We start from the raw sequence: 23,853 nt of genomic DNA, 5'->3' as shown, positions 1-23,853 counted from the left end.
GTGTCAGACTCCTCGCCGGCCCCGTCCCCGGAAACCGCCCCGGCCACCGGCCCGGTGGCCGGCTCGGTCGCCGCCGACTCCCGCGTCAAGCGACTCCGTCTCATCTCGATAGTCAGCGGGCTCCTGGGGACCCTGTGCTTCCTCTCCCTGCCGTTCCTGCCGGTCGAGCAGACGACCTCGACCGTGCAGTGGCCGCAGAACGGGTCCGTCGACTCGGTCACCTCCCCGCTCATGGCGCACTCGCCGCAGCGGTTCACCGCCACCGCACCGTGCACCCTGGTCGCGGATCTCCCGGCGGACGGGGGCATCCTGCTCGCCACCGCGCCCGCCGGCGGCGAGGAGGCCGGCGACCGCGCACTGTTCGTGCGCGCCTCCGCCGAGACGGTCGACGTGATCTCGCGCAACCGGGTGATCGTCTCCGCACCGCGAGACCGCGTGGAGGCCGGCGACTGCACCCGGCTCAGCGTGGTCGCGGCCCCCACCTACGTGGAGGCGGCGTTCGAGGGGATGGACGATCCCGCGTCCACCCGCAGGGTGGACGCCGAGGACCTGCGCCCGATGGTGGTGGGCGTCTACACCGACCTGCCCTCGGACACAGCCGTGCCCGACGGTCTCGGCGCCACCGTGGAGGTCGACTCCCGGTTCACCACCGACCCCACCGCCCTCAAGTGGGCCGCCATCGTGATCGGCCTGCTGGCCACCGCGGTCGCCCTGTGGGCCCTGCACGCACTCGACCAGACCGACGGCCGGCGCGCCCGCCGCTTCCTGCCGCGCGGCTGGTTCAAGATCCGGCCGCCCGACGTCGTCGTGATCGGCACACTCGGCATCTGGCACTTCATCGGCGGCAACACCTCCGACGACGGCTACATCCTCACGATGGCCCGCGCCGCCGACCCGGCCGGGTACATGGCCAACTACTACCGCTGGTACGGGGTCCCCGAGTCGCCCTTCGGTTCTCCCTACTACGACCTGCTCACGCTGTTCGCACAGGTCTCCACCGCCAGCCCGTGGATGCGCCTGCCCGCGCTCGTCGCGGCCATCCTCTGCTGGCTGGTCATCAGCCGCGAGGTGCTGCCCCGCCTCGGCCGGGCCGCCCGCACCACCCCGGTGGTGCTCTGGAGCGCCGCCGCCGTGTTCCTCGCGTTCTGGATGGCGTTCAACAACGGCCTGCGGCCCGAGCCCGTCATCGCGCTGGGGGCCCTGCTCACCTGGGTCTCCGTCGAACGGGCGATAGCCACGCGCCGGATGCTCCCGTTCGCGATCGCGGTGATCATCGCCTCGTTCTCACTGGCCACCGGCCCCACCGGCCTCATGGCCGTCGCCGCCCTCATCATGGGGCTGCGGGCGGTCGTCCGCACCGTGGTCGTGCGCGGCCGCCGGATCGGCTCGTACCTCGCCCTGATCGCCCCGGTGCTGGCCTCCGGCACCATGGTGCTCATCGTCGTCTTCGGCGTCCAGAACCTCGCCGCCGTCCTCGAGGCCATCCGCGTCCGCGGCGAGATCGGCCCCAACCTCAACTGGTTCGAGGAATTCGTCCGCTACTACTACCTGATGATCCCCACGGTGGACGGGTCCCTCGCCCGCCGCCTGCCGGTCCTGCTCGTGCTGCTGTGCCTGGCGCTGGTGATCGGCACCATGCTGCGCCGCGGCAGGGTGCCCGGCGCAGCCTCGGGACCGGTCTGGCGCCTGGTCGGCGTGGTCGTGGGCACCGCCTTCTTCATGATGTTCTCGCCCACCAAGTGGACCCACCACTTCGGTGTGTACGCCGGCATCGGCGGGGCGATCGCCGCGTTGGGCGCCCTCGCGATCTCCGCGTCCGCCGTCCGGACGGCCCGCAACCGCACGTTGTTCCTGGGCGTCATCCTCGTGGTGGTCGCGCTCGCCTTCGCAGGCCCCAACGGTTGGTGGTACGTCTCCAGTTACGGCATCCCGTGGTGGGACAAGGCACCCAGCGTCCGCGGCATCGACGCCGCCACCGTGCTGCTCGCCCTGGCCGTGCTCACGTTCGCCTTCGCCGGCTGGCAGCACCTCCGCCGTGACTACACCGGTGAGCACGCGCCCCGCACCTCGGCGGGTCGTCGCCGGGTGCGGACCTTCGCCGCCGCCCCCATCGCGGTGGTCGCGGGACTGCTGGTGGTCTTCTCGTTCGCCTCGTTCGCCAAGGGGATCCACAAGCAGTACCCGGCCTACACCATCGCCGCCGGGAACGTGTCCGCGCTCGCAGGCAACCCCTGCATGCTCGCCGACCGCGTCCTGGTCGAGCCCGACGCGAACGCCGGCATGCTGGACCCGCTCGACGCCACCCCCCTGCCCGACGGGTCGATCGACCCGCGGGACCGGGCCGCCGCCATCGAGGCCGGGGAGAACACCGCGTTCACCCCGGACGGTGTCGCCCCGGACCTGTCGGCCGACGCGGTGGTGGCCGACCCCGGCGCCGCCAACACCACCTCCGAGCCCGGCGGCGGCCCGTCGGTAAGCACCGGGGAGAGCGCCGGCACGGCCGGCGGCCGCGGGGCGGAGGGCGTGAACGAGTCCACGGTGGCCCTGCCGTTCGGGCTCGACCCCGCCACCACCCCGGTCCTCGGGTCGTTCTTCGTGGGCCCGCAGCGTGAGGCGAGCCTGGAGACCGGCTGGTACCGCCTGCCCGAGAACCGCGAGTCACACCCGCTCCTGGTGATCTCGGCGGCCGGCCGGATCGGCCGGTACGACGCCGACGGGCTCTACGAGTACGGCCAGGAGGTCGTGGTCGAGTTCGGCCGGTCCGGCGACGCCGGGGTCGACACGGTGGGCGAGCCGGTGGTGCCGTTCGACATCGGTCCCGCGCCGACGTGGCGCAACCTGCGTGTGGACATGCAGGACGCCCCCGCCGACGCCGATGTCATGCGGGTCCGGGTCGACGACAACGACCTCACCCCCGAACAGTGGACCGCCATCACCCCGCCGCGCGCACCCGAGCTCGTGACGGTCCAGGAGATGGTCGGGTCGGAGTCGCCCGTCCTGCTCGACTGGGCGGTGAGCCTGCAGTTCCCGTGCCAGCGGCCGTTCGAGCACTACGCGGGTGTGGCGGAGTTGCCGGAGTTCCGGATCCTGCCCGACCGTCCGCTCGCCGTGAGCGCCACCAGTACGTGGATGTCCTACGAGGCCGGTGGGCCGCTCGGGTGGATCGAGACCGCCCAGCGTGCCCGGACGATCCCGTCGTACCTGCGCCACGACTGGAACCGTGACTGGGGTTCGATCGAGGCGTACACGCCGCTGGGCACCTATCAGGAGGACCCGCCGGCGCCCGCGGAGGTGACCACCGGGAACGAGACCCGTTGGGGCTGGTGGCAGCCCGAGGGGCCGATCCTGGTGACCGACCCGGAGTAGGCCGCACCGCGGTACCGGGAGAATGTGGTGTGCCGACACGCCCACCGTGGGTACCGTGTCGGCCATGAGCATCTCAATGACCCGGTACGCCGCTTCGGCCGCGATGGTCCTCGCCCTCGGGGTGTCGACCGCATGCTCGTCCGACGACCCGGAACCGGATTCGACCAACCGCGGCGGAGGAGAGACGGACGGTCAGACCTCGGTCGAGAACGTCTTCATCGCACCCGCCTACGCGATCGACTGTTCGCTGCAGGTGGACGCACCCGCTCAGCTGAGCTTCACCGCGGTCAACGACAGCTCCACCGAGGCGGAGACTCTCTCGGAGATCACCAGCCCCGCCGCGGAGCGGGTCGAGATCGACGCCCCCGCGGGTGCCCTCGAGATCGCCCCCGAGTCGTCGATCGCCGCCGGTCAACCGGTGGAGAACGTCGAGGACGCCGACGCACCCGACCGACCGTTCAGGTCCTTCATGTTCGGTCTCGACGACAGCGCCGAGCCGGGGAAGTCGATCCCGGTCACCTTCACCTTCGAGCGGGCGGGGGACATCACCCTCCAGGTGGCCGTCGACGCCTGTCCGAACCAGTCCGAGTAGCCGCCCAGTCGACCCCGCCCGCGGCGGTCACATGGGCGCGATGGGGTGCTTACGCGGCGGCTCGTTGCTGATCTTGTCCCGCAGCTGGTTCAGCGCACCGCGCAGCACCAGGCGGGTCTGCGACGGCTCGATCACGGCGTCGATGTACCCGCGCTCGGCGGCGGTGTACGGGGTCGCGATGAACTCGTTGTACATGTCGATGAGCTGCTTGCGGAGCTTGGGACCCTCCTCGGGGCCCGCCTCCTCGATCTGCCGACGCTGCAGCAGGTCGACCGCGCCCTCGGCACCCATCACCGCGATGCGCGCGGTGGGCCAGGCGAAGTTGAGGTCGCCACCCAGGTTCTTGGACCCCATCACGGCGTACGCGCCGCCGTAGGCCTTGCGCACCACGAAGGTCACCTTGGGCACCGAGGTCGCGGCCACGGCGTATCCCATCTTGGCGCCGCGGTGGATGATGCCGAGTTTCTCCTGCTGGACGCCCGGGAGATAGCCGGGGGTGTCCACCACGTAGACCAGCGGGATCGAGTAGGCGTCACACAGCATCATGTGCCGCGTCGCCTTCTCCGAGGCGTCGATGTCCAGCGAACCGGACAGGTGAAGCGGCTGGTTGGCGATGACGCCGACGGACTCACCGTCGACACGGGCGAATCCCGTGATGATGTTGGACGCGAACTGGCCGGAGGTCTCCACGAACTCGCCGTCGTCGAACATCCGCAGCAGCACATCGTGCATGTCGTACGCGGCGTTGTCCGAGTCCGGGATGATTGTGTCGAGGTGCAGATCCGACTCGGTGCGCACCGGCTCGAGCCCCGGGTTGATCCGGGGGGCCTTCTCCGCCGCCGAGGACGGCAGAAAGCTCAGCAGGTTGCGCACGTACATGAACGCGTCGTTCTCGCTCACGGCCACGTGGTTGACGTTGCCGTTCTTGGCCTGCTGCAGGGCCGAACCGAGATCCTCCATGGAGATCTCCTCGCCCGTGACCTGCTTGATGACGTCCGGGCCGGTGACGAACATGTACGCCTGGTCCTGGACAGCCACGACGAAGTCGGTGGTGACGGGAGCGTAGACGGCGCCGCCGGCGCACTTGCCCAGCATGATCGAGATCTGGGGGACGTAGCCCGACGCCGGGTACTGGCGCTTGGAGATCTCGGAGTAGTAGGCCAGCGAGGTCACGGCGTCCTGGACACGGGCACCACCGGAGTCGTTGATGCCGATGATGGGGCACCCGATCTTGATCGCGAAGTCCATGATCGCGCAGACCTTCTTGCCGAAGCCCTCCCCTACCGACCCGCCGAACACCGTGTTGTCGTGCGCGTACACGGCCACCGGGCGACCGTCGATGGTGCCGCGGCCGGTGACCACGCCGTCACCGAACGGGTTGTCCGGGCTACCGGGCGCCTTGGCCAGCTGGCCCATCTCCACGAAACTGCCCGCGTCGAGCAGTAGTGCGATCCGCTCCCGCGGCGGGGTGTGCCCCGCGGCGTCGCGGCGGGCCTTCGCCCGCTCGCTGCCCGGGTCCTTGGCCTGCTCGGTCTTGACCCGCAGTTCCGCGAGCTTCTCCGCGGTGGTCTTCGCCGTCACGCGTCTGTCCCCTTCCGTACACCCGCGTCGAGCTCGGTGAGCCGACGCGCCAGATGCTTACCGACGGTACCGACCACCGGTTCGTCGACCATCGCGAGGTGGTCCCCGTCGAGCTGGACGACCTCCAGGTCACCGACGATGCGGGCCCAGCCGCCGTCCGGGTCGATGTGTGCGTAGCGGGGCTCGAGCTCGATCGCCCCGTCGTGCATCCGCTCCGCGCGGTACAACACGAACGGCACCTCGGCGCCGACACCGGCCCAGGTGGACAGGTCCGCGCTCTGCAGGATCCGGTTGTCGACGAAGCTGGCCCGCTGGTGCTCGATGACACCGCCGCCCATGGCATTGGCCTCGGCACCCAGCGCCCCGAGCAGCATGTCCAACACGCCGTCCTCACCGTGCTCGGCCAGGAAGTCCCGCGGGACCTCCACGTCCAACCCGTAGGTGCGCTTGGCGAACTCCGAGTACCGACGCCACCGGGCCTCGGCCTCGTCGAGGGTGTCCGGGATCGGCTCCGACGGCTGCACGGTGTCCAGCAGGACCACCAGCGCGACCTCGTCGCCAGCGGCCCGCAGTTGCCGGGCCACCTCCACGGCCAGCGCGCCGCCGAAGGACCAGCCCCCCACGGCGAGCGGGCGGCCGGCCGCGATCTCGCGGATGCGGTCCAGGTAGCTCGCGGCCCGCTCCTCCAGCGGCCCCTCGACGCGCTCGACGCCGTACACCGGGGTGTCCGCGCCGAGTCGGTCGACCAACGGCTCGTAGACGAACGACGACCCGCCGGCGGCGTGGAAGAGGAACAGCGGGGTGGCCTCGCTCGACCCCTCGGCCAGCACGCGGATGTTGCCCTCCACCGCGACCTCGGTGAACGGCCGGAGCAGGTCCGCGACTTCGGCGATCGTCGTGGCACCGGCGACCTGTGCGGCGGTGATATCGCCACCCGAACGGGCGGAGAGCCGCTCGGCGAGAGCGACCCGGGTCGGCTCGTCGACCGGGGGCAGCGGGCCCGTCACGCCGGGCGCCGCGGCGCCGGTGACCACGGCCCAGGCGCCGAACGCCATGCGCTCGGTGTCGTCGCGGGGCGCGATGGCGACCGCGGCGTCATCGCCGCCGGAGCCCTCCTCGGACGCCGGCGCGTCGCCGCGCAGCGCGGCCACGTCGACGGCGCCCTCACCGCGGGCCTGCTGGGCCGCCAGGTCGCCGACCTGATCCGGGTTCTCGACGGCGAACCGCACCATGTCCGCGACATCGTCGAGCGACGCGTCGCGCATCGCCTGCAACTCGAGCGGCGGGATGGCGAACTCGTGCTCGACACGGTTCTTGATCCGCACCGCCATGAGCGAATCCAGGCCGAGATCGAGCAGCGGTAGCTCCCTCGGCAGGTCGTCGGGGCTGTATCCCATCGAGGAGCCGATGATCCGGGCCAGGCGGTCACCGATCGCTTCGCCGGAGTCGGGGTTCCAGCGGGTGTCGACCTCGTCGTCGTCGTCCTCGTCGTCGACCACCGGCGCGTCGGACTCGCTCGACACGTAGTGCTGCTCGGGCGCGGAGTCCGGGGCGATGGGGGCGCCGCCGGTCACGGCGCACTCGGCGACCAACACGAACGCCGCGGTGGCGTCGCCGGCGCGGGCGTGGACCTGCACCGACGCGCCACCCGGGTGCGGGGTCATGGTGGTGGTCACGGAACCGGCGGCCGGCAGCACGCCGGGCCGGTTCACGGCGGTGAGGCTCGCGCCCTCGAGCACCGACGCCGCGGCGGCGGTCATCAGCGCGTCGACGCTGGGCACCACCTCGGCACGGACCTGCCACGCGTGTCGACCGTCGGGCAGCGCGACGTGCGAGCCCGGCATCCGGCCCTCGCCCGACCCGCCCCCGGCGGTGACCTTGGGCCACAGGGTGCGGCGCTTCCACGCAGTCCCCGGCACCGGCGCGTACCGGCCGGGGCCCGTGACGTAGCCGTGGATCATCTCCACGACGCTGGGCACGTCGATGGTGTGACCGTGCACGTACAGCTGCGCGACGGCGTGCAGGAGTGTGTCGGCCTCGGACTCCTTGCGCTTGAGCGTGTGGAGGAGGTTCGGCTCCATGAGCCCCGCGTCGAAGCAGGTCGCGGCCACCGACATCGCCGCCACCGGGTTGGGCGCGAGCTCGAGGAACGTGACGTACCCGGCCTCGACGGCCTTGCGCACGGCGTGGGTGAACCACACGGAGTGCCGCATGCCCTTGACCCAGTACTCCTCCGCGTGGACCGGCTCGTGACCGGCGCGGTAGAAGGTCTCGCGATCGACCGAGGAGAACAGGCCGGAGGTGAGCTCGCGCGGCTCGAGACCCGCGATCTCCGCGGCCAGCTCGCCCAGGAGCATGTCCACGTCCGAGGTGTGCCCGGCGCCGCGGACCTGCAGCTGGCGGGCGAACTTGCCCTGCTCCTCGACCCACGCGACGAAGTCGGCGACGGGCTTGGCACGGCCGCCGACCGTGGTGTGGGTGGGCGCGGCGTAGACGGCGGGCTCGATGGAGGCGAACTGCGGGTTGTCGGCGATGATCTGCGCGATCTCCTCGGCCGAGTACTCGACCAGCGCCATCGCGCCGGCCTCCTCCTCCGAGACCTGCCCCTCGGCGTCGCCCATGAGACGCGAGCGCACGCAGATCACGCGGACGGCGTCCTCGAGGCCGAGGCCTCCGGTCGCGTACGCGGCGGCCACCTCGCCCATCGAATGCCCGATCACGGCCTCGGGCTTGGCTCCGAGCGCGCGCAGGGTGTCGACCAGTGCCACCTGGATGGCGAAGATCCCGACCTGGGAGTTCTCCAGCTCGTACGTCTGTGAGTCATCGAGGATCAACTCCGCGATCCGGTAGCCGGCCTCGAAGTCGATGAGCTCGTCCACCGCGTCCAGGCACGAGGCGAACAGCGGGTTGGACAGGTACAGCTCCTTGGCCATCTTGCGGTGCTGGGACCCGAAGCCGGAGAACACCCACACGTCACCGGTGCCGGCGGGGGCGTCGGCGCTGAACACGCCCGGCCCGGGGTCGCCGGCGGCCAGCGCGCGCAGGCCCGCCACGAGCTCGTCGCGGGTGTGGCCCACGACGGCGCCGCGGGAGCGACCGTGGTTGCGGGTGGCGAGGGTGCGGGCGACGGCGCCCAGGTCGACCGAGTCGTCCTGCGCCTCGAGCCAGTCCGCGATCTGACCGGCCGTGGACTTGCGGCGCGACGGCAGGGAACCGGAGACGACGAGCACGGTCGCGGGGGCGCCGGGCACGGAGGTGCCGGTGGTGGCCAGCTCGTCGGCGTTGCGCTCCACGGCCTCGGCCACGCAGCGTGCGATGTCGTCCGCGGCGGCCGGGGTCGCGGCGGCCGGGGCCTCGGGGGCCTGGGCTTCGGCGGCAGGGGCGTCAGGGGTGGCGACCTCGCCGGCCCGGACGTCGGAGACGGAGTCCTCGACCGTGGTCTCCTCCGGCGCGCGCACCGGCGCCGGCTGGTACTCGGCCACCACGACGTGCGCGTTGGTGCCACCGAACCCGAACCCGGAGATGCCGGCCAGGGCGCGCCCGCTGTAGCGCGGCCACCCGGTGGTCTCGGTGACCACGCTCAGTCGCGCGGCGTCGAAGTCGATGTACGGGTTGGGGCCCGCGAAGTTGATCGTCGGCGGCAGGGCGTCGTTGGTCATCCCGAGGATGATCTTGGCGAGGCCGGCGGCGCCGGCGGCGGACTCCATGTGGCCGAAGTTGGTCTTGGCCGAACCGAGCAGCGTGGGGCGGTCGGCCTCGCGGCCGCGGCCGAGCACCTGGCCCAGGGCGGTGGCCTCGATGGGGTCCCCGAGGATGGTGCCGGTGCCGTGCGCCTCGATGTAGTCGACCTCGCGCGGGTCGACGCCGGCGTCGGCGTACGCCTGGCGCAGGACGGCGACCTGGGCGTCGGGGTTGGGTGCGGTCATACCGTTGGAGCGACCGTCCGAGTTCACGGCGGACCCCTTGATGACGGCGAGGATGTCGTTGCCGTCCCGTTCGGCCTCCGACAGGCGCTTCAGGATGAACACTCCCCCGCCCTCCGACCGGCAGATGCCGTTGGCATCGGACGAGAACGCCTTGATCCGCCCGTCGGGGCTGAGCGCGGCACCGGTCTTGGCGAAGCCCATGGTCGCGGCGGGCGCGAGCATCATGTTGACACCGCCGGCGACGACCAGGTCCGATTCGTGCAGTCGCAGCGAGTTGACGGCCTCGTGGATCGCCACCAGGGACGTCGAGCAGGCGGTGTCCAACGTCATGGACGGGCCGCGGAAGTCGAACGTGTACGAGACCCGGTTCGAGATGATCGAGTTGGAGGCGCCGGTGACCGCGTACGGGGAGGCCGCAGCGGAGTCCGAGGTGAGGAACACCTGGTAGTCGCTGGAGGACGATCCCATGAAGACGCCGACCTCGTGGCCCTTGAGGTCACTGGCCGGCAGGTGGGCGTTCTCCAGGGCCTCCCAGGTGAGCTCGAGTGCGAGCCGCTGCTGCGGGTCGACCATCTCGGCCTCGCGGGGGCTCATGCCGAAGAACTCGGCGTCGAAGTCGCGGACCTCGGCGTCGTCGAGCCAGCCGCCACGATCGGGCGCCTCGGACAGCACCTGCTGGACGTAGGCGTCGCCGGACCACTCGGACCAGCGGGTCGCCGGGCGGGGGGTGGTGGCGTCCCGACCGGAGGCGAGTAGCTCCCAGGTCGCCTCCGGGGTGTCGGCGCCGCCGGGGAAGCGGGTGGCGAACCCGATCACGGCCACGTCGAACTCCATGCCCGCGCCGCGGTCACGGAACGTGTGGAAATCGGTGGGCGCCTCGGATTCGACCGGTCCGTTGACGACGTACTCGGCCAGCGAGGCGATGGTGGGGTGCTGGTAGGCGACGGTCGCGTCGAGCGGCCGACCGACGAGGTCCTCGAGATCCGCGGACAGGGACACGGCGTCGCGGGACGACAGCCCGTACTCCTCCAGCGAGCGGTCGTCGGTGACCTTGGAGATGTCGAGCCCGGTGGCCCGGCAGACCCAGCCCCGCATCCATTCGCGGAGCTCTACTACCGTCATCTCGCTCTGTGCCATCGTCCTGGCTCGCCTTTCCTCGGGTGTCGTCCGGTGTGTCCCGTCGCGGCGGGGCACCCGTGGTGCTTGAACCGGCCCGGCCGGGCGGACGCTACTGCGCCGGCAGGTCCGGGAAGGCGGTCTGCTGATGGCCCCCGCGCAGGGTGCCGTCCACGTAGGCCGCCTTGCACGCGCGCCGCGCGATCTTGCCGCTGGACGTGCGGGGGATGGATCCGGCGGGGACCAGCAGCACGTCCTGGGCGGTGACGCCGTGACGAGCCGAGATCGCCGTGCGGACCGCGTCCGCGATGGGGCCCGGGTCGGCCTTGCCGGCGCCGGGTGCGCGCTCGCCGACCACGACGAGCGTCTCCGAGGAGTCATCGGCGGCGATCTCCGCGCCGTTACGCGCCTCCATCGGCAGCTGGTTGGCCGGCACCGAGAACGCGGCGACGAATCCGGGGCGCAGCGCATCGGAGGCGCCCTGCGCCGTGTTCTCGAGGTCCTGCGGGTAGTGGTTGCGGCCGGCGACGATCACCAGGTCCTTGACGCGGCCGGTGATGTACAGCTGACCGTCCACGTAGGCGCCGTAGTCGCCGGTGCGCAGCCATCGCGCGTCGGAGGGCACGGTCCCGAACTCCCGGACCGTGCGGGACCCCTCCTCGAGGCACTCGACGAGCCGGTTGCCGAAGGTGGCGTCCGACTCCTCGGGGCGCCCCCAGTAGGCGCGACCGACGTTGGTGCCGTACAGCCAGATCTCGCCGACGCGCCCCTCGGGCAGCTCCCGCCCGGTGCCGTCGTGCTCACCCGTGGCCTCGTCGATGTTCGCCTCGACGATGGTGGCCCACTGGCTCGGTGCGACGTACCCACAGGCGACCTGCGGGATCGCGTCCTCGTTGCCCTCCACCTGCGCCGGGTCGAGGACGGTCATGACGCCCTTGTTGAGGTCCGACCGGTCCACGTGGATGACGATCGCCTCGTCGTCGCGGCGCGGCGAGGAGACGAACAGGGTCGCCTCGGCCATCCCGTAGGACGGCTTGATGACGGTCGGTGCGAGCCCGTAGGGCGCGAAGGCCTCGTTGAAGGCACGCATGGAGGCCGGGGTGACCGGCTCCGAGCCGTTGATGATGCTGGTCACGCCGGACAGGTCGAGGGTCTCGCCGTCCCTCGGCAGCCCCCGGCGGGCGGCGTGCTCGAACGCGAAGTTGGGCGCGGCCGCGAACACGCCGTCGCCGTCCGACATCGCGCCCAGCTGCGAGACCCAGCGACCCGGGCGTTGCACGAACGCGCGGGGGCTCATCACCGTGATGGTGGCCCCGCCCATCGCGGGCAGGATCACCGTCAGCAGGCCCATGTCGTGGAACAGCGGCAGCCAGGTGACCCCGCGCGACGCGCGGGTCAGCCCGAGCCCGTCGAACAGCTGCATGACGTTGGTGACCACGTTGCGGTGGGTGATCTCCACACCGGCCGGCACGCGGGTCGAGCCGGAGGTGTACTGCAGGTAGGCGATGTCGTCGGCGCCGAGATCCGGTCTGGTCCACCCCGAGCCGAGCTCCGCGGGGATGGCGTCGACGGCGACGGTGCGCGGACGCTCGCGCGCCGGCAGGGAGCGGAACAACGTCCGGACCCCGGCCGCAGATTCGGTGGAGGTGAGGATGACCGCGGGCGCGCAGTCCGCCAGGACCGCGTGGAGGCGGTCGTGGTGACCGGGCTCGTCCGGGTCGAACAGGGGCACCGCGATGAGCCCGGCGTGGATGGCCGCGAAGAACGACACGATGTAGTCGAGTCCCTGCGGCGCGAGGATCGCGACCCGGTCCCCCGGCTTCGCGACCTGCTGGAGGCGGGCGGCGATGGCGTAGAGCCGGTCACCGAACTGCGACCACGAGAGTTCGTGCACCTCGCCGTCACGGGAGGACGAGTAGTCGATGTAGCGGTAGATCAGCCCGTCCTCGGCAGGATCCTCGCGGGCGGCGGAGACATTGGCTTCGACGAAGTCGACAAGGGTGGTGCGATCAGGGATGACGATCGCCCCACCGGCGTCGTGGTACTGCTCGAACTCCACGTTGCTCCGTTCCGATCCGTCTTACGTTGGTCGACGTCGTCGACCACGGAAATGCCGGGTGCACTGACGACAAGCTTGGTCGATCCTACAGCGTGCCCCAGAGCGCATCCGAACTCCGAATCATCCGGCTCGTCAGGCGTGTCGCAGGCCGAGCCCTCGGGAGGCGTGGACGGGTCACCCGTGGGCGATCTCCGGGGCGGCGTCGACGAGCTCACGCACGTGCCCGATCGTCCACTCCGGGACCGTCGTCCCCTCGATCACGTCCGGATTGGTCGCGTACATGGCGTGGATCGCGTTGTTGGCGACGAACTCCTGGAACCGGGCGGCGCCGTCCACCACGTTGAGCGGGGCGTTGCAGATCAGGTCACGGGAGTCGCAGATCTGGGCGGTCCTGTCGCCGAGTTCGCCGAACCCACCCGGGCGGGGCCCGGTCATGGTGGCGCCGGCGATGAGCTGGGTGAGTCCGGTGGCCGGCTGCAGGGAGATCTCCATCCCCTGCCCGTTTCCGGGGGACAACCCCGGCGACTGCCCCTGGCCCGGCACGCGGCGGCCGTCGGCGATGAGGACCGATCCCCGGACCAGGTCGGCGGGCACCGGCCCGTTGCCCGTACCGATCTCGCTGGTGAGGTCACCCGCGATCACCGCACCCTGGGAGAAGCCCAAGAGGACGAACGACGTGTACGGGCACCGTTCGTGCGTGGCGGCGAGCTCGGCGCGGGCCCGCTCGGTGCCCTCCGCCCGGCTCTGGTCGTAGGGGATCTCGTTGGGCGCCTGCGGGTTCCTGAACTGGGCCACGTAGGGAACGGTGAACACCTCGAGCCGGTCGTTCGGGTATTGCTCGCTCAGCGGGTCGGTGATCGTCCTCAGCAGGGCGTTGGGTAGGAAACCCGGGTTGTACGGGTCGTCGGTGGGGCTGCTCTCCCAGGTCCCCGGCACGGCGACCATCTCCACGTCCGGACAGTCCGCGGGCTGGGTCAGCTCCGGCTCCCCCGGGCCGGGCAGGGGCCCGTCGGGACCCGTGGGCAGCCCACGATTCCCGATCCACCATCCGATGCCCAGCACCAGCAGGACCACCAGCACGAGTGCCCCCAACGAGCACCCGAGACGACGGCCTCTCCCACGACGCATTCCGCGAGCCACGATACGAACTCCTTCCCGGCCTCCCCGCTCGACTGGGACGGGTGGCCGACGACCGGTCAACGCCCCGGTGGCGCTGCGGGTTCCGGGAGCACCCGAAGGGTGTCCCGTCTCACCCCGGGGCGACGCGGGCCGGGTCCTGCCGGACCGGGCGCCGCGGCGCTGTGTGCATTCGTCGGACTACGGACAGAGCTGGCCCGCCGAGGCGTCCACCACGACGCGGGAGAGCTCGTCGACCTCGCGATCCGAGTACCCGCCCGCCGAGATCTGACCGGCGACCGCATCGGCGATCGTCGTCGTCTCGTCGGCGGCGCCCCCGGTCGTCCGGATGCGGCAGATGGTGTTGCCGGCGGCGACGAGCGAGTCGGAGAGGTCCGCGGTGTCGATGCCCTCGCTCTCCAGCGCCGCGAGATACCCGCGCTCCCGCGCGCCGACGGCCGGGGCGGTGTACCCGGAGGCGTCCGGATCGACGGGTGCGGGCGCCTCCGTATAGCGGCCGGAATCCTCCGTCGCGGGAACGCGCGACACCCCGGGTGATCCGCTGCCGCCCGGGGGCGGGGCCAACGTCTCGGAGTCGGGCACGCCGGAGACCGTCGAGTCCCCTCCGCCGCAGGCGGTGAGCATCCCACCGCCGACGAGCAGCGCGGCGGTCAGCGTCGCCAACCGGGTTCTCACGACGAGATCTCCGCCCGGCCACCGCTCACGGTGATGCGGCCGCCCTCGAACTCCATCTCCTGACCGTCCCGCGTGGTGCGCAGCGGGCCGGTCGGGTAGCCGAGCCGCCCGCGTTCGTAGTCGACCGTGCCCCAGGCGTCGAACACCGGCCCACGGGGGATCACGTGGGCCCCGGTGCGCGGGGACCAGTAGATGTACCCGCCCTGGAACCGGCTGAACGCGCCGTCCCGGGTGCTCAGGGCGATCTCGTCGGTGGTCGGGTAACCCAGCTCGGAGTTCTCGGCGCCGGCCTCGCGATAGGTCTCGAGGATCTTGCCCTCGACGACCTTCGGGCCCGTCTCCTCGGACCAGTAGACGGTCCCGCCCTGGAAGCCCTGGACGACACCCGGCTTGTTGGGGTTGGTGATCTCGTCTGTGGTCGGGTACCCGAGCTCGCCGCGCTCGGCGCCGCGCTCCTGCCACATCGCCCGGATGCCACCGCGGACGGCGTGCGACCCGGTGTTGGGCGACCAGTAGATGACGCCGTTCTGGAAGGTGGAGAACCGGCCGCGGCCGTCCGGGGTGGTGGTCTCGCCCGAGGTCGGCAGCCCGAGCACCCCGTCGGGGCCGCCTTCGGCCTGGTAGGCCGCGCCGATCGCGCCGAGGACCGAGTGGGCCCCGGTCCCCTGCGACCAGAAGGCGCGGCCGAAGCGGAAGTCGGTGGCCTTGCCGCCGCGGACGTCGTACTCGCCGGTCAGGCACGGCCCCAGGCCGGGCTGCCGCTCGGCGAGGCGTGCGATGTCGCCACTCGCCGCGCACGGCTTCTCGACGTTCTCGATCCCCACCGCCGTCGCGAACTGCGGCCATGCCTGGGTCATCTCGAACTGCCAGTACGGCCAGGTGTGCGTGCCGGACGGGCGGAAATTGGCGGTGACCTCGACCCCGGCGGCGCGGGCCCGGTTGACGAAGGTCTGCGTGGTCATCCGCGAGAGCAGCTCGAGGCCGTAGCCGGGGAAGTTGGTCGGGATGTCCGGCAGGCCGGACGGCTGGTCCCAGGGCCCGGTGTTGCCGCTGCCGGCGGAGACGTAGACGCTCTGCCCGCGCATCTTCTCGGTGTGGAGCTTCGGGTCCTGTTCCTGCCAGCGCCGGGACCCGAGCGGGCCCCACATGCTCTCGGCCGGGTAGCCGCCGGCGTCCTGCATCGCCACCTTGACCGCCTCGGGCATCCCGAAGCTGGTGGTGTCGAGGAAGCCCGAGTAGCTGGCGGCGAAGTCGAAGTGATCCGGGTAACGCTGGGCCAGCATCATCGCGGCCGTTCCGCCCATGGACAGTCCGGCGACGCCGTGCTTGTCACCCACCCGCCAGTCGCGGGCCAGCAGCGGCGGCAGTTCCTGCATGAGGAACGTCTCCCACTGGTACGCCGAGCCCTTGGCGTCGGAGACCCAGTCCGTGTAGAAGCTCGACTCTCCACCGATCGGCAGGACGATGACGGCGTTCTTGGCGTCGAAGAACTGCGAGATCTTGGTCTCGAGCGTCCAGCCGCTCGCGTCGTCGCGGGCCCGCAGCCCGTCGAGCAGGAGCAGGGACGGGTAGGTGCGCTCGGGGTCGGCGTTCCACTGGGCCGGGAGCATGAGCTGCACCTGGATCGCCTGCTCCATGGCCGGTGACCGGACCCAGAGTGCCACCCGGTTGGCGGACTTCCACTCGACCTTGTCGAGCCGGACACCGGACGGCGGCGTCGACGGCACGCGCAGGGTCGGCGCCTCGGGCGCAGTGGCGGGACTCTCCGCGGGGGTCGACCGCGCCGGGCTCTCCGCCGGGCTCGTCTGCCCCGGGGTCGGCCGGGACGGCGTCTCCTGTGCCGCCGCGACGGGCGGGAGGACGAGACCGGAACCCACCACGGACGCCACGAGGGGAGCCGCGAGGAGGGACGCCCACCGGTGCCGGGGGCTCGCGTCTGAGCTGGGGGTCGCCATGTGTTGTTCTCTTCCTTGCCGCGTCGTCTCGCCGAATAGTTAGTGGGCGCGCGTCAGAACGACCCGCGCCACATGTATCCGGAGCCCGGGTCCGTGGTGCGCCCGCGGGTTCCCCTCCCGCGGCCGAACCCGGTGGTCAGATGCGACCGGGGCCCCGCACGAGAATCTACGCGCGGGGCCCCGGTGTGACGGGTGAGGACTCGCTGACGGGAGTCCGATTCGTCGGCTAACTCTGCGCGATCACCACGCGTGGGCGTCCATCACGTCGAGGATCTGCGCCGAGCGGGCCGCGATGAGGTCGTCGTTCCAGTAACCCCAGCCGTGGATGCCGGTGGTGCGGTACTCGAACGTGGCCTTGTTCGGCGCGGCGTTCATGGTGTTCTGGAACGCCAGCGTCGAGCCGCGGGACAGGCCCTCGAGGATGATGCCGTTGAACGTGTTGAACACGGACTGCAGGCTGGAGGGCTGGTCGTACCGGCCCGGGATGGCGGACCCGGCGGTCACGTACATCGGGATGTCGCGCAGCTTGGCGGCGTTGAGCAGCGGGTCGTGCTCGCCCCACTTCGGCGAGCCCGGCAGACCCCACATGGCGAACGGGTCGCACTTGCACTGGTCGAACATCGCCAGCGGGATCATGGTGTACATGCCCGGGGCCGTGGGGTTCATGTAGCCGGAGAACACCGAGACCTGCTTGAACTGGTCGGGGTGCTTGGCGGCGAGCGTCGCGGCCGCGGAGCCGCCCATCGACAGGCCTGCGACGGCGTTGTTGTTCGGGGCCACGCCGAAGTGGGCCTGCAGGTAGCCGGGGAGCTCCTCGGTCAGGAACGTCTCGTACTTGTACTCGAGCAGCTTGCCGCCCAGGTTGATGGGCCGCTCCCAGTCGGAGTAGAAGGACACCTGGCCGCCGACGGGCATGACCAGGGTGATGTTGTCCTGCAGGAAGATGCGCTGGGCCTGGGCGTCGTGGGTCCACGCGTTCCAGTCGTCACGGGCGCGCAGCCCGTCGAGCAGGTACAGACCGGCGTTGCCGCCGAAGCGGGCCGGCTGGACCTGGACCTTGATGTCCCGCTTCATGGCCGGCGAGTAGACGTTGCACAGCTGGACCCAGGAGGCGACCGGGTCCCACTGGCAGCCGGGACGCAGCCAGTTACGGAAACCCACCGGGTTCTCGTCACCACCGGCCGGCCGGAACGCGGGGGCGGCGGGCGGCGCGGCAGCCGAGCCCGCGGACCCGAGGCTGGCCGACGAGCCCTGCTCGGTCGCCTGGGCACCGGCCAGGGCCGGGGCGCCGACGACGAGCCCTGCGGCCGTCGCCAGTGCGGTGAGCCCGGCGGCGAACCTGCGCCGGAGGGTGGAATGGGACATTCGTGTGTTCCTTTGTTCGTTCCTGGTGCCCGGGAGGGCATCGGTGACGTTCATCGGACCGGCCCCACCAGGGGGAGGACCGGAACTGCGACATCGAGTTCATCGATACTGTCGCGCACTTTGGGGCAGGTGTTACAGGTCGGGGACCATTTCGACCCCCGACTGTTACCGTTTCGAGACAACAGCGTGCGCAACACTACCGAGTGCCCTGATACTTCTCCACTTCCTCCGGCATCGGCAGCCCGCACCTCTGGACCTCGTACGCAGGGATTCTGTTGATCCTGTACTCGGCGTATGAGAATGCATTCACCACGTTGGACCAACGCCTCTCGAGGGTCAACGGGGCCGTGTAGGACTCGATGAGTGCCTGCGTGGCGGGACACTGGAGCGCGACCTCGGCCTGGTTCACCCAGTTGACGTCGATCCACCGCGGGAAGTTGACCGGGTCCTCCACGACTCCGGTGCGCGCGAGCACCCAGTCGTACGGCAGGAACTTGTCGTGCCCGATCCGGCCGTCCTCCATACGGTCCGTGTGCGCGGCCAGCGGCGAGGCGAGCCCGACGGTGTCGTAGACGTCCACGTCGAGCGGCAGGTTCATGCTGGTCATGCCGAGGTTGAGGAACACCACCGTCTTGAGGGGCTCCTCCGGCAGCTCGAACGGTGCCAACCCGGGCATCGGTCGGTCGTAGGACACCACGTCCCACCGGTCCTGGAACCCCGGCACCGGGAGGAATACCGCGCCGGTCCGGTTCCGGGTGACGTCGTTCACCAGGGCCCGCATCCGGGGGAAGTCCAGATAGTCCTCGGCGAGCAACGGGTGCCTGTGCCCGGTCCGCTGGATGTAGAACTGGCGCTCGTCGACGATCCCCGCCGACGTAATCGACTCCGGTTCCTCCCGGAACGGGTTCTCGGTGACCTGGACGGTCACCGCCCAGCCGACGACGACGAGCCACGCGGCCGCGATCGCCGGGACCGCCACCCGGCGCACCGAGGCCTCCGCGGACCCGCTGGCGGGACCGACGGGGAGGGGCACCACCGAGACCGGCAGGAGCAGGAGGAACAGAGACGGCAGCAGCACGCGGCCGTGCATGAAGTCGCCGCCGACGCGGATGACGTAGAGCAGCATCACCAGTGCCACCACGAGGAACACGATCGTGACGACCGGGGTGGAGCGGGCCCGGCGGCGCAGCCGCGGCAGGCGACCGCCCTCGTCGTCGTCGTGGTCGTCGGCGCCCCCACCGTCGCCGCCACCATCGCCGACGCCGCCGTCGCCGACGCCGCCGTCGCCGTCGCCTCCCCGCGAATCCGCTACCGTCCCTCGGGATCCGCTAGCCGAATCCGGATAGCGGATCCGGAGCGGGAGTAGCGGATTGTCGCTGCGGGGGGCGAGGCGGGCCCAGAGGGCGACCAGTCCCGCGACGAGCACGGCGGCCAGCGGCACCAGCAGGACGTACGGCGACAGCAGGTTCCACAGGTACTCGGCGCCCTTGTCCCACTTCGACCCGCCGGCGTCCTTGGCCACGGCCGTGAGCGGGTACGGCAGTGCGTAGAACGACATCCGCCAGACCTGGTAGACCACCGGGACCGTGCCGGCGATCACCACCAACCACCCGAGGTGACGCCACGACTGGTGGGCGACGGCCATCAGCGCCAGGAACGCCGCTGCGGCCAGCGCCATCTCGGGGCGGACCAGGGGGCCGAGCCCGGCGAGGAAGGCGATCGCGGCCGTGCCCGGGGTGGGCAGGCCGAACCTGCCCTCACGATGGGGCGCCCGCGCCCACAGCTGCAACCCCAGCCACATGGCGCCGATCCAACAGATGACCAGGCCCGTCTCGAGACCCGAGGTGGCGAAGTCGCGGGCCGGGGGCAGCATCACGTAGACCAGCACGCCGAATGGCAGCAGCACCATCGGCCCACCGGCGGGTGCGCGGCCGGTGCCGCGGTACATCACGTGGGTGCCCAGCATCGCGAACACCACCGCGAGCATGCTCAGCGTGAGCGCCACGCCCAGAACGACCAGTTCGAGCCGGTACCCGACGATCTCGTGGACGCCGTAGATGAGGTACGTCCACAGCGTGGAGGTGTTGGACTCGACCCGCTCCCCCGCGTTGAACACCGGGCCGTTGCCGGCGATGAGGTTGCGGACGGTGCGCAGGACGATGAGGCCGTCGTCGGCGATCCACCGGCGCTGCCAGGCGCCGGCGAAGAAGACCGCCACCACCACCACGACCCCGGTCCAGAAGACCGTCCCGGTGCGCACGAACCGGCGCGCCGCCGTCACCTGCGACATCGTCCGTCCGCCGGACTCAGGCGATCGACGGGACGATGTAGACGCCCATCACGACGGTGAGGACCCACAGCGCCGCGAGGACCTGCAGGACGCGGTCGCCGAGGGCGATGTCCTCGGGCTCGCCGGCCTGCGCGGCGTCGACGTCGACCGCGTAGCGCAGGACGGCGATGGTGAACGGCACGATCGAGATCTGCAGCCAGATCGCCGCCCCGTTCGGCTGCGTCGGGTCGGAGCCGCGGTCGTACGCCCACAGGGCGTAGCAGAGCACGAGCACCGTCGCCGAGAGCGTCCAGACGAACCGCAGGTAGGTGGGGGTGTAGCTCTCCAACGCCTTGCGGATCTTGGCGCCGGTCTTCAGGTGCAGGCTCAGCTCGGCGTAGCGCTTGCCGGCGGCCATGAACAGCGAACCGAACGCCATGACCAGCAGGAACCACTGCGAGATCTCGACCTCGGCGGCCGCGCCACCGGCGACCGCGCGCAGCAGGAAGCCGGAGGAGACGAATGCGATGTCGAGCACCGGCTGGTGCTTGAGCCCGAAGCAGTACATGAGCTGCAGGACGATGTACACGGCCACGACGATCGCCAGGGCCGGGTGCGCCAGCAGCACCGAGATGGCGATCGACGCGATGATGAGCACCACCGCCATGCCGTACGCCAACCCCACGGGCAGGACGCCCGCCGCGATGGGGCGGAACCGCTTGGTCGGGTGGGCGCGGTCGGCCTCGACGTCCAACGCGTCGTTGATGAGGTACACGCTCGAGGCGGCCATGCAGAACGCCACGAACGCGATGAACACCGAGAACAGGACGCTGCCGTCGGTGAGGGTCTGGGACCCGGCCGCCGCGGGCGCGGCGATGACGAGGACGTTCTTGACCCACTGACGCGGCCGGAGCGCCTTGACCATGCCGTCGAGGAGGTTCTTGGGCGGCGCGCCCTTGGCATCCTCCTCCGCCTCGGCGATGTCGTCGATCTCGTTGGCGGTATGCGGTTCGGCGCCGAGGAGGTGGTGGTCTGCCCCGCCCCGGGTCACCGGCGCTCCGGACTGATCGGTCATCGCTTCTCCTCGCGGTTCTGGGTGACGCCTGGGCCCGCCGCGCCGTCGCGCAGTGTCTCGGGCAGCACGCTCTGGACGGCGGCCGAGGGCCACACGGCGCGGGTGAGCGCAGCGCAGCCCGCGCCGACCGCGGCTCCGGCGAACACATCCGAAGGGTAGTGGACTCCCAGCACCAACCTGGACGCCAGCATGACCGGCACGAGCGCCGGCGCCACCGGGACCCCGACCACCGACCCCGCGAGCAGCGCGAACGCGGTGGTCGACGTGGCGTGGGACGACGGGAAACTGAGCTTGGAGGGGGTACCGACGCCGACGGTCACCGCGGGGTGGTCCGGGCGCCGCCGACGGATGACGCGCTTGACGACGACGGAGGTGGCATGGGCGCCGACGCTGCCGAGGCCGACCATCGCCCACCGACCGCGGCGGGCCGGATCGACGGCCATTCCCGTTGCCGCGACCGCCATCCATCCCAGCGCGTGCTCGCCGACATGCGATAGCGTCACGGCCGCCTCCCGGGAACCGGGCACGGCCAACAGCTGACGCTGGATCGCCGCCAGCAACCGGACCTCGCCGGTCGGTACGGGGATCTCCACGGCGGGATCGGACACCACCGGATCAGGATTCGAAGACACGGCCCCAGGCCTCCTTGGTCACGAGATCGGCGTGGGCGTCGCGGTAGCGGCGGCGCATCTCCGGGAATCGGCGGAACAGCTCACGGTGCACGGCGGCCGACTCCTTGAACAGGGCGGCGGCGAGGTCGCGGTCGCGCTTGCGGTAGACGACCCCGCGACCGTCGGCGGTGGTGACGGTCGCGCCGTCGACCCTGCTGAGCGAGTACCAGCGGGCCTCGATCGGCGGGAAGTTCGCCTGCGGCACCTCGTGGTGCGTCTTGTCGTCCCTGCTCAGGGTGTGGGCAAGGCCCCGCGCCAGCGCCACCGCCTTGCGGACCGGGCCCCTCGGCTCGGAGTGGATGCCCGCCGGGCCACCCGACGGTGCGGGCAGGTCGACCGCCGACGGGATGACCACCGCGTCGGGGAACTCCGCCCGCATCGCGCGCACCTTGGGCAGCGCGGTGGGCAGCAGTTCGTACAGGGCCTCCGGCCCCCTCAGGAAGTCCCGGATGGCCTCGATCTGGATGGCGACCGTCGAGTACTCGAGGCACACCAGGTGCTTGACCAGCGCCTTGAGGCTGGACTGCATGATGCCCCTGTGGTCGCCGTCGTGGTACATCGACGCCACCACCAGGCGGTTGCGGAGGTGGAAGTAGGCCTGCCAGTCGATCGCGTCGTCCTTGTCCGACCACGCCATGTGCCAGATCGCCACGCCGGGCATGGTGGCGGTGGGATGGCCGGCCTGCCGGGCGCGCAGCCCGTATTCGGCGTCGTCCCACTTGATGAACAGCGGGAGCGGCTGCCCGATCTTCTCGGCGACCACGCGCGGGATGAGGCACATCCACCAGCCGTTGTAGTCCACGTCGATGCGGCGGTGCAGCGGCTTGGGGTTCTCGCGGTCCGTCAGCTGGTAGCGCGAGAAGTCGTAGTCGTAGTCCGCGTGCGGGGCGGCGGTCCACATGAAGTCGTGGGCGCCCACCACCTCGCCCATGGTGTGCAGGTGGCTGCGTTCCTGCAGGTTGAGCATCTGCCCGCCGACCAGCATCGGGACCGTGGAGAAGCGTCCGAATGCCAGGGCCCGCAGGATCGAGTCGGGCTCGATCTCGATGTCGTCGTCCATGTACAGGATGTACGGGGAATCGGTCAGCCTGCGCGCCTCGTACATGATGCGGCTGTAGCCGCCCGAGCCGCCGAGGTTGGGCTGGTCGAAGATGTGCAGTCGGTCCCCGAGGAACTCGGCCGCCTCCGCGAAGCCGGGCTCGTCGCGGACCTTGCGGTCGCCCTGGTCGGGCATGAGGACGGCGTCGATCACGGCGTCGACCTCGGGATCGGAGGTCAGTGCCCGCAGCGCGGCCACCGCGTCGCCGGGCCGGTTGAACGTGGGGATGCCGACGGTGACCCGCCGGTCGTTGGGCACCTGCACCGCCGGGTCGGGCGTGCCGTCCGGGCGGGCGTCGGGACGCGTGGACGGCGCGTCGACCGAGGAGTACCACCCGCCGGCGAGCAATTCCACGTCCGTGTCGGAGGTGAGGTCGAACCAGATCCAGCCGCCGTCCTCGAACGGGCCCAGGTCGCAGACGAACTCGACCGTCGTCACCTGGTCGGCGCGGCCCGGTTCACCGACGACGTCACCGGTGACAGCGATACGCGAGCCGTCGATCTTGGAGCGGTACAGGTCCACGCGACCGGAACCGCGCACCGTCAACCGGAGGACGACCTCGCCGAGGACGGACCAACGCCGCCAGTACGCCGCGGCGAACGCGTTGAAGTAGGTGGCGAACGAGACCTCGGAGTCGGCCCCGATCCACAGCGAGGTCCGGGCGGAGGAGTGCGCGCGCCGGACGTTGGTGGGCGCCTCGGCAAGGTAGAGCGAGCGCACGTCGAGCGGTTCACCGGCCCGCGGAAGGATGATGCGTTGGAGGCATTCCCGGCCACGTGGAGCGGAGAGCGCGACGACCGACCGCTCGATCTCGTCGATCAGTTCGTGGTGGCCGTGGTGTTCCATGTGTGCCAGTCCCCGTCCCGACGGCCGGGGGCCGCCCTCATCAGCCTTGCTGCGCCTCGCCCTGCCCGCACGGCGGGCAGGAAAGCCGGGTCGATCGTACCCGTCGGGGCCGTGATGCCCA

Annotated in this window: 13 protein-coding genes; 2 read left to right on the top strand and 11 right to left on the bottom strand. The window is 71.1% G+C overall.

The features are described 5' to 3' along the window. Together AB5G72_RS01575 and AB5G72_RS01570 are read left to right on the top strand one after the other, a co-directional pair. Complete coding sequence (locus AB5G72_RS01575; protein WP_440220785.1) at nucleotides 1-3,366, top strand: arabinosyltransferase domain-containing protein; 3,366 nt, start codon at nucleotides 1-3, stop codon at nucleotides 3,364-3,366. Between the two features lie 64 nt (nucleotides 3,367-3,430). Continuing rightward, entirely contained in the window at nucleotides 3,431-3,958 is a 528-nt protein-coding gene (locus AB5G72_RS01570) for a copper chaperone PCu(A)C (protein WP_147368232.1), read from the top strand. 27 nt (nucleotides 3,959-3,985) lie between these two features. On the opposite strand, the gene AB5G72_RS01565 is transcribed toward AB5G72_RS01570, so the two are convergent. The 11 genes from AB5G72_RS01565 to AB5G72_RS01515 form a co-directional block, all read right to left on the bottom strand. Next, the gene (locus tag AB5G72_RS01565; RefSeq protein WP_154829383.1) at nucleotides 3,986-5,539 is read right to left on the bottom strand and encodes an acyl-CoA carboxylase subunit beta; all 1,554 of its coding nucleotides are present in this window, start codon (nucleotides 5,537-5,539) and stop codon (nucleotides 3,986-3,988) included. After that, entirely contained in the window at nucleotides 5,536-10,602 is a 5,067-nt protein-coding gene (pks13, locus tag AB5G72_RS01560) for a polyketide synthase Pks13 (protein WP_440220784.1), read from the bottom strand. The genes AB5G72_RS01565 and pks13 overlap by 4 nt, the downstream gene beginning before the upstream one ends. Before the next feature lie 91 nt (nucleotides 10,603-10,693). Then, nucleotides 10,694-12,640, bottom strand: a complete 1,947-nt coding sequence (gene fadD32, locus AB5G72_RS01555) for a long-chain-fatty-acid--AMP ligase FadD32 (protein ID WP_067714808.1) — start codon at nucleotides 12,638-12,640, stop codon at nucleotides 10,694-10,696. A 174-nt stretch (nucleotides 12,641-12,814) separates the two neighbouring features. Further along, nucleotides 12,815-13,780: a cutinase family protein gene (locus tag AB5G72_RS01550; RefSeq protein WP_440220783.1), complete on the bottom strand. Its 966-nt coding sequence runs from the start codon at nucleotides 13,778-13,780 to the stop codon at nucleotides 12,815-12,817. A gap of 177 nt (nucleotides 13,781-13,957) precedes the next feature. After that, nucleotides 13,958-14,452 carry a DUF732 domain-containing protein gene (locus AB5G72_RS01545; protein WP_067714813.1) on the bottom strand — a complete coding sequence of 165 codons (495 nt, stop codon included), beginning with the start codon at nucleotides 14,450-14,452 and terminating at the stop codon, nucleotides 13,958-13,960. Beyond that, entirely contained in the window at nucleotides 14,449-16,407 is a 1,959-nt protein-coding gene (locus AB5G72_RS01540) for an alpha/beta hydrolase-fold protein (protein WP_440220782.1), read from the bottom strand. Before AB5G72_RS01540 ends, AB5G72_RS01545 begins: the two co-directional genes overlap by 4 nt. Nucleotides 16,408-16,647: 240 nt before the next feature. Further along, a complete protein-coding gene (locus AB5G72_RS01535; protein WP_440220781.1) occupies nucleotides 16,648-17,772 on the bottom strand; it encodes an alpha/beta hydrolase in 1,125 nt (374 codons plus the stop codon). A 196-nt stretch (nucleotides 17,773-17,968) separates the two neighbouring features. After that, complete coding sequence (locus tag AB5G72_RS01530; protein ID WP_440220780.1) at nucleotides 17,969-20,062, bottom strand: arabinosyltransferase; 2,094 nt, start codon at nucleotides 20,060-20,062, stop codon at nucleotides 17,969-17,971. Nucleotides 20,063-20,078: 16 nt separating this feature from the next. Next, a complete protein-coding gene (locus tag AB5G72_RS01525) occupies nucleotides 20,079-21,116 on the bottom strand; it encodes a decaprenyl-phosphate phosphoribosyltransferase (RefSeq protein ID WP_154829393.1) in 1,038 nt (345 codons plus the stop codon). Further along, entirely contained in the window at nucleotides 21,113-21,748 is a 636-nt protein-coding gene (locus AB5G72_RS01520) for a phosphatase PAP2 family protein (protein WP_069388758.1), read from the bottom strand. The genes AB5G72_RS01525 and AB5G72_RS01520 overlap by 4 nt, the downstream gene beginning before the upstream one ends. Further along, nucleotides 21,732-23,732: a glycosyltransferase gene (locus tag AB5G72_RS01515; RefSeq protein WP_440220779.1), complete on the bottom strand. Its 2,001-nt coding sequence runs from the start codon at nucleotides 23,730-23,732 to the stop codon at nucleotides 21,732-21,734. The genes AB5G72_RS01520 and AB5G72_RS01515 overlap by 17 nt, the downstream gene beginning before the upstream one ends. Between the last annotated feature and the right edge of the window lie 121 nt (nucleotides 23,733-23,853).

The organism is Dietzia sp. MNB45, assembly GCF_051994785.1.
In the GTDB taxonomy this organism is placed as follows: domain Bacteria; phylum Actinomycetota; class Actinomycetes; order Mycobacteriales; family Mycobacteriaceae; genus Dietzia; species Dietzia kunjamensis.
Note: the sequence above shows the minus strand (reverse complement) of the source record. Positions and strands in the feature narration are given on the sequence as shown.

Coding starts and splice junctions, on each gene's coding strand:
- AB5G72_RS01525 (WP_154829393.1), bottom strand. CDS start 21,116: ATGACCGATCAGTCCGGAGCGCCGGTGACCCGGGGCGGGGCAGACCAC.
- AB5G72_RS01530 (WP_440220780.1), bottom strand. CDS start 20,062: ATGTCGCAGGTGACGGCGGCGCGCCGGTTCGTGCGCACCGGGACGGTC.
- pks13 (WP_440220784.1), bottom strand. CDS start 10,602: ATGGCACAGAGCGAGATGACGGTAGTAGAGCTCCGCGAATGGATGCGG.
- AB5G72_RS01570 (WP_147368232.1), top strand. CDS start 3,431: ATGAGCATCTCAATGACCCGGTACGCCGCTTCGGCCGCGATGGTCCTC.
- AB5G72_RS01515 (WP_440220779.1), bottom strand. CDS start 23,732: ATGGAACACCACGGCCACCACGAACTGATCGACGAGATCGAGCGGTCG.
- AB5G72_RS01535 (WP_440220781.1), bottom strand. CDS start 17,772: ATGTCCCATTCCACCCTCCGGCGCAGGTTCGCCGCCGGGCTCACCGCA.
- AB5G72_RS01540 (WP_440220782.1), bottom strand. CDS start 16,407: ATGGCGACCCCCAGCTCAGACGCGAGCCCCCGGCACCGGTGGGCGTCC.